The sequence below is a fragment of the Peribacillus sp. NPDC096622 genome (assembly GCF_044762665.1).
Classification (GTDB): Bacteria; Bacillota; Bacilli; order Bacillales; family DSM-1321; genus Peribacillus; species Peribacillus frigoritolerans_B.
Window position 1 is genome coordinate 1 of sequence record NZ_JBIWES010000019.1, and the last position, 12,091, is coordinate 12,091.

At 41.6% G+C, this 12,091-nt stretch carries 7 protein-coding genes, 1 pseudogene and 2 riboswitches; all 8 genes and pseudogenes read right to left on the bottom strand.

All coding sequences use genetic code 11. The features are described 5' to 3' along the window. Positions 1 to 379: 379 nt before the first annotated feature. Positions 380 to 2,449, bottom strand: a complete 2,070-nt coding sequence (gene ptsG, locus ACIQYG_RS22890; protein ID WP_402842887.1) for a glucose-specific PTS transporter subunit IIBC — start codon at positions 2,447 to 2,449, stop codon at positions 380 to 382. Between the two features lie 214 nt (positions 2,450 to 2,663). Beyond that, entirely contained in the window at positions 2,664 to 3,506 is an 843-nt protein-coding gene (gene glcT / locus ACIQYG_RS22895; RefSeq protein WP_402842890.1) for a glucose PTS transporter transcription antiterminator GlcT, read from the bottom strand. Positions 3,507 to 3,659: 153 nt separating this feature from the next. Further along, positions 3,660 to 4,991, bottom strand: coding sequence for an NCS2 family permease (locus ACIQYG_RS22900; protein ID WP_402842893.1), 1,332 nt, complete (start codon positions 4,989 to 4,991; stop codon positions 3,660 to 3,662). Between the two features lie 103 nt (positions 4,992 to 5,094). Continuing rightward, positions 5,095 to 5,196: riboswitch (purine riboswitch) on the bottom strand. A 224-nt stretch (positions 5,197 to 5,420) separates the two neighbouring features. Continuing rightward, a complete protein-coding gene (gene guaA, locus ACIQYG_RS22905) occupies positions 5,421 to 6,977 on the bottom strand; it encodes a glutamine-hydrolyzing GMP synthase (protein WP_283916613.1) in 1,557 nt (518 codons plus the stop codon). 142 nt (positions 6,978 to 7,119) lie between these two features. Beyond that, positions 7,120 to 7,221: riboswitch (purine riboswitch) on the bottom strand. A 36-nt stretch (positions 7,222 to 7,257) separates the two neighbouring features. Further along, the gene (locus tag ACIQYG_RS22910; RefSeq protein WP_402842897.1) at positions 7,258 to 9,459 is read right to left on the bottom strand and encodes a DUF4129 domain-containing transglutaminase family protein; all 2,202 of its coding nucleotides are present in this window, start codon (positions 9,457 to 9,459) and stop codon (positions 7,258 to 7,260) included. Continuing rightward, positions 9,456 to 10,610: a DUF58 domain-containing protein gene (locus ACIQYG_RS22915; protein WP_402842900.1), complete on the bottom strand. Its 1,155-nt coding sequence runs from the start codon at positions 10,608 to 10,610 to the stop codon at positions 9,456 to 9,458. The genes ACIQYG_RS22910 and ACIQYG_RS22915 overlap by 4 nt, the downstream gene beginning before the upstream one ends. Positions 10,611 to 10,648: 38 nt before the next feature. Next, complete coding sequence (locus ACIQYG_RS22920; RefSeq protein WP_402842903.1) at positions 10,649 to 11,605, bottom strand: AAA family ATPase; 957 nt, start codon at positions 11,603 to 11,605, stop codon at positions 10,649 to 10,651. 151 nt (positions 11,606 to 11,756) lie between these two features. Beyond that, positions 11,757 to 11,986: pseudogene (locus tag ACIQYG_RS22925) on the bottom strand (transposase); the annotation flags it as partial. Positions 11,987 to 12,091 lie beyond the last annotated feature (105 nt).

Here is a 12,091-nt window from a genome sequence, read left to right on the forward strand (position 1 = left end):
GAAATGTTTGACTTGCTCATTTGCTTTTTTGATAGTGTGTGCTCACTTAAAATTTAACGTTGGCGCTTTGTTTTGTTCAGTTTTCAAAGAGCAATATTTTCCATCGCTTCGTTTAGCGACTTTATTAGTATAACACCCTCCAAACACAAAGTCAACAGCAAGTTATCATTTACTTGTTTATCTTGTTTGTCTCAAGCGGTGTATTTAATATATTAGCACTTGCATATAGATAAGTCAATTTAATCTTTTAAATTCCCTTCATTTTTTCTATTCTTCTATATATGCACCACTTTCTTTCTATAAATGCGGCCCCTGCCAATGAATCATCCAAACAAAACAGGGAGGGCAGCTGATTATAGCCACCCCCCTTTATTAATGATTATTTATTGATGGAGATTACATCCGCTTCTTCCCTATCTACATTTCCGGCCTTTTCAATCTTGACACTTTCACCTTCGGAAAGGTTAGTAAAGACGATTGGCGTAATGATAGAGCTGGCATTGTTTTTGACATACTCTATATCAACTTTAAGCAATGGCTGTCCGCTTGTCACTTTATCTCCTTGAGCGACAAGTGCTTCGAAACCTTTGCCTTCTAACTTAACTGTATCGATCCCGACATGTATCAAGATTTCACGTCCAGCTTCGGAAACGATACCTATTGCATGTTTAGTCGGGAATAAGTTAACGATCGTACCGTCCACAGGAGAAACAACCAACCCTTCCTCGGGTACAATTGCAAATCCATCACCCATCATTTTTTCAGCAAAAACTGCATCAGGCACTTCCGTGATCGGTTTTAATTCCCCTTTAATAGGAGAAACAAAGCGCTCGGAAACTTCATCCGTCCGTAAAGGTTTCGGGACGACATCCTCGATTTGCTTTTCCACACCTTCTTCAGGAGACGCTTCTACTTTACGAGGCCTTTTTCCATCAATGATATCCTTCATTTGCCCCTTGATCGTTTCTGAACGAGGTCCGAAGATCGCCTGGATGTTATTGCCCACTTCCAGAACTCCAGCGGCACCAAGTTTCTTCAGCCTGTTTTTATCAACGTCACCGATGTCTTTGACTGACACACGAAGACGGGTAATGCAAGCATCCAAGTGAGAGATGTTTTCTTTTCCGCCCATGGCATCCAAGATTTCCCCAGGCAGACTTCCAGCAGAACTTGTAGATGCGTCCGTTTCCTCATTCTCTTCCACTTCACGGCCAGGAGTTTTAAGGTTAAACTTCCTTATCGCAAATCGGAATCCAAAGTAATAGATAACCGCAAGAACTAAACCAACGGGAATAACAATCCATGCATTGGTTTGCGGATTGATTAACCCGAACAGTACGTAATCGATCAAACCACCCGAGAACGTCATCCCTATTTTCACGTCCAGTAAATGCATGGTCATGAATGATAGACCTGCAAACAGACAGTGAATCCCGAAAAGTATCGGTGCAACAAATAAGAATGCAAATTCAAGTGGCTCAGTAATCCCTGTCAAGAAAGATGTAAGTGCTGCAGAAGCCATCAATCCCCCGACTATTTTCTTTCTTTCCGGTCTTGCTTCATGATAAATGGCCAAAGCCGCAGCTGGTAACCCGAACATCATGAATGGATATTTACCAGTCATGAAGGTACCGGCCGTTAAATTCTGTACGCCATCTTTAATTTGTGCCATGAAGATGGCCTGGTCCCCTCTGACTGGCGTTCCCCCTCCTTGAGGGATATAACTGCCAAATTCGAACCAGAATGGAGAATAGAAGATATGGTGCAATCCAAAAGGAATCAGCGCACGTTCTACAACCCCAAAAACGAAAGCCCCAAGTGTCAGGTTAGCACCCAACATATTTTCGGAAAATGAATTTAACCCCGATTGAATCGTCGGCCAAACCAAAATCATCAGCAACCCAAGAATAACTGCGCTTGCAGCTGTTACAATGGGAACAAAACGTTTACCTGCAAAGAATCCTAAATAAGAAGGCAGTTCGATTTCATAAAACTTATTATACATAACAGCAGCCATGACACCGACAATAATACCGCCGAACACACCTGTTCCCAACGTCGGGATTCCCAGAACATTTGTATACACCGCACTATTGTTCTCAATGTCGGCAGCGTCAATGCCAAGAACAGTTCCCATCGTTACATTCATAATCAAGAAACCGATAATCGCCGCAAGGCCGGCAACACCATCTCCACCAGCTAACCCAATTGCGACCCCCACAGCAAACAACAAGGGAAGATTCCCAAAAATAATATTTCCGGCATTCTCCATTACCGATGCGACCATTTCCACTCCGCCACTCGCAAGAAACGGGGCGATATCCAACAAAGTTTCATTTTGCAATGCATTACCAAACGCAAGCAAAATTCCGGCCGCTGGTAAAATGGCTACAGGAAGCATCAAAGCTTTTCCGATTTTTTGCAAAACACCAAACAACTTCTTAAACATAGGTTTTCCTCCTCTTTACTGTTTTTCCATGCTAATAAAACGGTTACATTCAACGCTGGTATTCATCTTCCCACGCATCAGTATTGAAATACAAAAAAGGCATAAGCAAAGATAGGATTGAAATGAAAATTCAGGTATATAATACCCTCTTTCAAGACAATCATTCTCCTCACTTATGCCTGATCGAATCAGTAACACGTAAGTTAATGTATGTTTATTTAATTTTCTTTTGTAATCGTTGGATATGCATCGTTAGATAGACAGCTTCCGCATCACAAACCGGTTTGCCTAATTTTTGCTGCATAATTTTTATTAGCTTCCAAGAGATATTGTAACACAAAGGATATTCTTCTTTCAATAGCATTGCTATTTTTTCAGGTTCCTCTACTTTTTCCCCAGCCAACACCCTGTCTATCATGAATCTTAAATGACGGACCAAACGTGAATAGTCTATGCTATCCTTATTAATTTTTACGTTGAGCTGTTCTTCAACAACATGGATAAGGTGATAGATTAACTGCGAATGCTGATTGACTTCAGATAAGTCTTTGTTTGATATTGCGCTATGAATATGAAGCGTAATAAAACCGATTTCCCCTTGGGGCAGGCCTATGCCTGTCTTATCTTGAATCAATTCTACTACATCAACAGCAATATCATGTTCAAAAGGATAAAGGGTTATCGTTTCTTTCAAGAATGGGTTTTTGATAGTCATTCCTTGTGAAACACGCTGAAGGGCGAACAATAAATGATCTGTTAAACCGACATGTATATGTTCATTTAACTTTCCAGTTACTCGGTCATTAATGAGATGAATGGATTCTATAATGGCAGCTTGAAGATTTTGATCGATTTGCGGCAAAAGTTTTTTGTAACTTTCCTGTTCCTTAACATTTTTCAGGACAAACGTTTTCTCCGCTAGTTCCGGACTCAACTCTTCGCCTCTCTTCCGGTTGAAGCCTAAGCCCTTTCCAATAGTAACGACTTCTCCATACAACGGATGCGTGGCAATCACCACATTATTGTTCAAAACCTTTTCAACGATAAAACCATTCATTTTTCTCCCTCTTCTTTTCTCAAAGTCATCCTATGCCCCCATACAGGATAAAGTACTTAGTACTTAGTACTTTTACTATACACGATATGAGCTTTCTCTTACAACATGAAAGAAGAGCCCCGAAATCAGGACTCTCCTTACACACTTGCATTATCACTTCAAGAAAATGAAATATAGCAGGAAGACGACCCCAAGACCCCACATGATCGGGTGAACCTCTTTAGCTCTTCCTTTCATCGACATAGTGATCGGATAGAAGATGAATCCGCAAGCTATACCTGTCGCAATTGAATATGTCATAGGCATCATGATGACCGTAAAGAAGGCCGGAACCGCAATTTCGAACTTTTGCCAGTCAATATTTTTAAGTGATGATGCCATTAATACTCCGACTATAACCAATGCCGGCGCAGTCACCGCAGATGTCACCACTGAAAGAAGCGGGAAAAAGAAAAGGGATAGAACAAACAGCAACCCAGTCACTACAGCTGCAAAACCGCTTCGGGCACCAGCAGCAACACCTGATGTGGACTCTACATAAGACGTCGTGGTGGATGTACCAAGAATTGCACCTGAAACGATGGATAATGAATCAGCAAGCAATCCTTTTCCCACTCTAGGAAGAACATTATCCTTCATCAATCCAGCTTGTTGCGCGACAGCCACCAACGTGCCGGCTGTATCAAAGAATGCTACGAACAAGAAGGTTAGTATCACGATTAACATTTGACCAGTGAAGAGATCACCGGGATTTCCAAAGGCATCGAACGCAACCCCGAATGTAGGCGCTATGCTAGGAACTGCACCGATAATTTTCTCCGGCACCGGAACTTGTCCAAAGATCATTCCTGCAATGGCTGTAATGACCATTCCTATGAACACGCCGCTTTTGACGCCTCTCGTCATCAAAATGACGGTTACGACAATTCCAAACACAGCCAATAAAGTATTCCCCGATGTCAAGTCGCCCAGACCGACAAGAACACTGTCATCATTCGTGATGATTCCAGCATTCTGAAACCCAACAAAAGTAATGAATAAACCGATACCGGCTCCAACTGCGTATTTCAATTCGACCGGAATTGCATTAATGATTTTCTCACGTATTCCCGATAGGGAAAGCAAAACGAAGATAATACCTGAAATTAATACTCCTGACAAAGCCGTCTGCCAAGGAATTCCAAAACCAAGCACAACGGTAAAAGCGAAGAAAGCATTCAATCCCATACCCGGCGCGAGCGAGATTGGATACCTGGCTATGATCCCCATCAATATCGAGCCGATTGCAGCTGCCAAGGCGGTCGCTGCAAAAACCGCTCCGTAATCCATTCTCAATTCATCCGGATAGTCCTCGATGCTTTGTAAAGTCAGCATCACAGGGTTAACAACCAGGATATATGCCATTGAAAGGAAAGTAGTTAGTCCACCAAGTATTTCACGGCGATAATTAGTTCCCAGCTCGTTAAACCGAAAATAATTTTTCATTATGAGTCTCCCCTATCATAAGATCGTGCCAACAGAAAATGCCCCGTTCGCTTACGAACGGGGCTTGACTGCGGTCATGTAAAGAAGTGGCGGTTTATCCATACCGCCAATCCTTCCACATCGTAGTCAAGCCGTTCACGGCAGCTTGGTAGAAACTTTTGGGCCATATCCCCAATATTATACGACAATTATGTTTTTTTATTATTATAGGTATAGTGTATCAGTCACCAAAAAAATCGTCAATATATCAAACGAATATTTTTTATGTAATTTTAGGCAATGTTCGCGTTTCGCTATATATTCCTTACTTATCATGGCTATATATTCGCCAAATCACGTAAAATGTAAGTAATCTACATATTCAAATACTATTTAAACAAAAAAATCAGTGAAGGTTAATTCCTTCACTGATTGGATGATTTTAATCTACTATTCCCACTCGATCGTTGCAGGCGGCTTAGATGTAATGTCATACACTACGCGGTTTACATGGTTTACCTCATTAACGATTCTCGTTGAGATGATTTCAAGTACATCCCATGGGATTCTTGCCCAATCGGACGTCATTCCGTCAATGGACGTAACCGCACGGATCCCGATTGTATAGTCATACGTACGCGCATCGCCCATTACCCCTACGCTTCGAATGTTAGGAAGCACCGTAAAGTACTGCCAAATTTCGCGTTCCAAACCATTCTTTTTAATTTCTTCACGTAAAATATGGTCAGATTCACGTACGATTTCAAGTTTTTCATCTGAAATTTCACCTAATACACGAATACCTAAACCTGGACCCGGGAATGGTTGACGCCAAACGATTTCATCCGGAATACCCATTTCACTTCCAAGTGCACGCACTTCATCTTTGAATAGGGTGTTCAAAGGCTCAATCAATTTAAATTGCATATCTTCCGGCAGACCGCCAACGTTGTGATGCGATTTAATTGTTTGTGCAGTGGCCGTACCACTTTCAATAATGTCTGTGTAAAGTGTTCCCTGTGCAAGGAAATCGATTCCTTCGAGCTTCGTTGCTTCGTCATCGAATACGTAGATGAACTCGTTACCGATGATTTTCCGTTTTTGTTCCGGATCTGAAACGCCAGCAAGCTTCGATAGGAAACGTTCTTTTGCATCGACCTTGATTACATTCATATTGAAACCTTCACTGAATGTTTCCATTACACCTTCGGCTTCCCCTTTACGAAGTAATCCATGATCAACGAAAATACATGTCAGCTGATCGCCAATCGCTTTATGGATCAAAACAGCAACAACGGATGAATCCACTCCGCCGCTCAAAGCGCATAACACTTTTTTATCTCCGACCGTTTGGCGGATTTTCTCCATCTCGATTTCAATGAAGTTCTCCATTGACCAGTCACCTTTACAGCCACAAACACCGAATACGAAATTTTTCAAAATGTCATTACCGTATACGGAATGACGGACTTCTGGATGGAATTGCACGGCATATAATTTACGTGACTCGTCACTCATAGCCGAAATTGGGCAAGACGGGTTCGTCCCATCAATTTGGAAACCTTCAGGCGTTTCCACCACTAAATCACCATGGCTCATCCAGACTATTTGTTCTTTTGGCAGGTCACTGAATAACTTGGACTCATTTTGGATGGCAAGTGTCGCTTTTCCGTATTCACGGTTTTTCGCTGGTTCCACCTTACCGCCAAAATGTTTGGTCATAAGCTGCATGCCATAACAAATACCGAAAATAGGAAGGCCCATTTCGAATATGCGTTCATCACAACCAAAAGCATTTGCATCATAAACACTGTTTGGGCCCCCTGAGAAAATGATTCCTGTTGGGTTCATTTTCTCGATTTCCTCTACAGTAATTGTATGAGGATGAAGCTCACTGTACACACCAAATTCACGGATACGACGAGTGATCAATTGATTATATTGGCTTCCGAAATCAAGTACTACGATCATTTCCTGGTTTTTTTGCAATTCTGTTTTCCCCGGCACAAACGTCACCTCTATCAATGTAATTCACTCATAAAATCGAGTGATAACTTCTTATAAAAAATATTATCATAAAAAAAGAAAAACTAAAAATCCACCCTCAAAAATACAGAAAAAGTACAGACGAAGGCAGATTTTCAGCTTTCCTGTTAAAATCCGCCTTCATAGTCAAATCATTTACGGTGATTCGGTAGAAACTTTCGATCCATATTATCGAGGATATATGAAGGATATATTAGTTTAAGTTAGTTTTTGTTATTGTATCAATATAATAAAAACCTGGTCAAGAGCTAGTTTTTCTCATTAAGCTTTCCCAACCCTTTTGAAAGTGTTTCCATTCCCCATCTTCCGCGTCTCCACGATATATCATTAACTCGTATCCAGCAGTCAATTCACTCATCTCATCCGTTTCGTACACTGCATCCACATAGGCGGCGTACTCCCTTAAAGTTTGCCCCTCCGGCCGAACTAAACCAGCTCGTTTTAATTGTTTCAATAATATTAAATAAGCTGTCGAGAAATGTGCACCGGTTTTCTTTCTATAACGAAGAATCTGCAGATGAGGAATCCACTTCCTTCTGAGGAAATAGCCGATAGAAGCGAAAATCAAAGCACCCGACAGCGTGATGGCAGTCCATTTTAAGAACCCTTCCATGTTTGCAATACCAGTATTCACGGATGATTGAGTTTCCCTATCGGGTGTATCTTGGCGCTCTTTGGTCTCTTTCTTTGTTTGCTCTTCATTAGTCGGGGGTTCTTCAAGGTTCTTTATCGCTTCCTGTTTCAATTCCGAATCGTAAAATTCAACTTCCCCATCGAAACCCTTTGTCGGCTCGAAGGGAATCCAGCCTATCCCTGAAAAATAGACCTCGACCCAGGAATGTGCATTATTATTGGTCACCTTATAAACGGATTCGCCGTCAAGGATTGATTTTTCCCCTTCGGTATAGCCCTTTACCCACCTTGCAGGTATATTGGCGGCCCTTAGTAAAACGACCATTGCAGTTGAATAATTATCGCAATACCCTATCTGTGTCTCAAATAAAAATTGATCGACATAATCTTGATTGCTCTCTGGATACGGAATATCGTCCTTAGAATAAATGAATTCAGGTCCGTCAAAATAATTCTCAATGGCTTTTGCTTTATCGTACCAATTCGTTTCATTCCTTGTTAGCCGGGATGCCAATTCAAATATCCGGTTTGGCAATCCTTCTGGAAGCTGAGTGTTTTTTTCCATTAATAAATCCATGGATTCGTCGGGTTCCGTTACCTTCCTTAACTCAGCCATATCAAAACTTGGCATATCATAAACCAGCTCATACTCTTTCATGGACAGCCGTTCGCCATTACCCTGTTCAGAAATAACTTTGTCCATATCCTGATAATATTTAAAACCCTTTCCGTTTTTGCCCTCAACCTTTTTTAAATACCCGGACTGCGGATGAAGGATATGTGAATAGGATTCCGTCATGGACACTTTTGCCGTCATTTCTTCTGTCCTCACCAATTCAGGAACGTCGTAAATATCTAAAGTTTCCATATCCTGACCGTTGGAAAAAGTGTGAAATTCCGTTTCCGGTATGGAAACCCACCCTTTACCGGTATAAATATTCTTGTTCTCTACTTTCCAGTAATGTCCTGCGGGAGCATTATTATAAAAAACGATGGAACTATCCGGCTCTATCGAACCGCCAAGATCCGAATCGTCTTCATCATATCCGACACTTTTACGCTTCGAATCACCGTCTTCTTTCACAGCTTTATCGGAATAGGAAGTAATATAAGGCACCGGGTCCGGCCACTGCGGAGAGAGCTTGGGGGCAGCGAAACCGACAAGGACACTTCCCAATATCATGCCTGTCAGCATCAAGATCCACTTATTGATGGAAGCCAACGGAAACTTAATCCTCTCCTGTACCGTTAGCCTCAGAAGGGACAGCAAGCCGAGCATCAAGAACCCGATGATGATGATTCTTATCATTGCCTTATCCCCCACATAAGGAGTAAATGTGTCAAGTACAGATATAAAAATCACCGTTAACATAAAAAAGAAAAAGATGCTTTGCCTCACCATCACCCAGTAATGGATCAAATATGTCACAAGCCAAAGAAGCACAAAAAATAGAAACGTTCGAAATGGATTTGTGATCAACTCCCAATTCCCATCATATATAAAACCAAGATTGCCCTTAAAATCCGCTAGAAACCCTTTCAGCCATGACAATTGATATAAATCGTCTTTTGAATGGAGGAACTGTAATGAAACCATTATATAAGCACTAATGAGAATAAATCGGATAGACCAATGTATGCGGAAATAATGCAGTAGCAGGGAATAGAGCAAAAATAAGATAAAAATGATGATATTACCTGTATCAGTGAGTTTATCGACAGGCCTTAACCATTCAGTAATCAACAACAGACCAAATACATACATGAGGACGTGCATGAACCTTTCCAATTTTTCGGTAGTGACATTCATTTCGCCATCACCTCCGATCTGTCAAACTTCAGTTGACCATGTTCAAAAAAGCTAACCTTTATCCCCCTCGAAACAGCTGCAGAACTTGACAACCTTTCCTCATCAGTAAGATCCCCCTGTTTCTTCACACATAAAATTAATCCCTGATTAGGCCGGAAAGCATTCAATATGTCCACCTTTTCTAAGTTTAAGTCTGAAACGATGAATATCACAGCAGCGTTTGCCGGAAGAATTCCCTTCCTGCCATTTTCGTTCAATGCGTTTCCAACACTCGGCTCTTCTTTAACAAGTCGGTAAAAAATCTTTCGTTTCTGTTTATTGCCTGCTGCTGCCGGTATGATTAACCTCGATCCCCTACTCACATACCCAATTTCCATGCCTTTCTTTAACATGGCGTGGGCAATGGTAGCTGCCATTTCAATGGATTCTTCGAATAAATCCGATGGCTTTTCATCAAGCATGATGAATACATCCCGGTTTTTCTGCACCTCGAATTCCTTCGTCATGATTTCACTCGTTCTGGCAGTCGCCTTCCAGTTAATCCATGACAACTGATCGCCTGGCTGATATTCCCTTACCCCGGAGACCACTGAATGTTCCCGTTGTGTTTTCTTTGTTGAAACCACTGCCCCCTTATTGAACACTCGATCAAGATCACTGTAGGCAAGTTCGTGATAACGAGGAAAAACAGTTATTTTCAAAGGTGAACTATATATCGCTTCCTTTTCGACCAGCCCGAAAAAGTCCCCAATCCAAAAGCGGATCGATTGAAACGAATGCTCTCCACGCTGCAAGTTTTCCAAGGTATATGACATGCTGAAGGTACGCTTGAATCCAGGAAAGATAATCATTTTCCTTTGGAGTCCCCTATCTTCCATTTCCTGTGGCAATTCCTCCTCTACCACCATAAATAATAGGGGCAACCGGTTTTTACGGGTAAACATCAATGCTATCTCAACAGATTCACCAGCCTGGCATTCCCTTTTATTGACCTTTCTCTCAACGGTAAAATCATGCAGCGGATAAAACAGCAGGATCGAAGCGTACACAGAAAACGGCAAAAATGAATAAAAAATGAACCAACTGACAAAACCACCTTGAAACATTGCATAGCAAAAGGAAACGGTCATAAGTAATACAAGTCCGATCACACTCACATTTCCCCTTAGAGTGTTGATGAATCTGCGCATTAGGTCACAGCCCGCTTCACAGGCACTTTTGTTGTTGCGACAATTTCATGTATCACCATTCCAGCATCGAAGCCCTCATAATTCGCTTCAGGTTTCAAAATAAGCCGGTGGGAAAATACGAATGGCACTAAATATTGAACATCGTCCGGCAGAACATAGTCCCTTCCCTGGATCAGCGCGTAGGCCTGGGCTGCCTTCATCAATGCTATCGATCCACGCGGGCTCACCCCTAAATAGACCCCTTCATGTGAACGTGTTTGATTCGCCAATTCAACAATGTATCGTTTTATTGTGTCATCCACTATCACCGCCTTTACCTCAGCCTGTAATTCTATCAATTCATCCAAGGTGATGACGGATTCCAGCTCCTCTAGCGGTGCCGTGTATTGAACCCTATGAAGAACCTCTATCTCTTCTTCCACACCTGGATAGCCCATTTTCATTTTTAATAGGAATCTATCCAATTGAGCCTCCGGAAGCGGATATGTTCCCTCGTACTCGATTGGATTTTGTGTCGCCATTACGAAGAAGGGCTTCTCCAATCCTCTTGTGACACCATCAATCGTCACACTTGCCTCTTCCATGGCTTCAAGCAATGCAGACTGGGTTTTCGGCGAGGTCCGGTTTATTTCATCGGCTAAAATAATATGGCCCATTATCGGACCTGGCCTAAAGATGAATTCCTGTTCCTTAGGATTGAAGATCGAAACGCCAGTAACATCCGAAGGAAGTAAATCAGGTGTGAATTGAATTCGCTTAAAGCTTGCACCTATTGATTTTGCCAATGCCCTTACCATGACTGTCTTTCCCACACCCGGAACATCCTCCAATAAGACATGCCCGCCGGAAAGGAGCGCCACGATGCTTAATTCTGCTATATCCCGTTTTCCGATAATCACCTTTTCGATATTCTCCAAAATCATTTCTAGTTTTTGGTTCAACTTCTTGTAAATCATTCGCTACCTCCCGGGATTCACATTATCATTATTATTTCACGTCTTTTCTATATCACGCATTTTACATTAAGCTCCAATTAAACCTTACATTGTAAGTTTACTAGATAATAAGTAAACCATAAACGAATTTGTCTAAAAATATAAATGCTGCTTAATGAAAAAGGTATGGTAAACTGTTGCTAAGCCATCTTCTTTTAATTATTGAAAGCGAAATAAGCATCGTTTGTATAGACTGTTTTTTAAGTCCCCTTAATGTAGTCCAACGAATACCATGCTTTTCATTTGCATCTGCGGATACATGCTCAATCGTTTTTTGTATTTCGGATATCTATTTTTTACATCTTGATGATTACGCAGATGATATGCTTCATATGCCCGCCAGTCCTCTAACAAGTTGATTGAAGAGAAAGGTACGAGACTCCTGCGGGAAATGAACGTCCAAAATGTACAAGCCATAAAAAACGGCAGGCAAACTCCAATAAATTG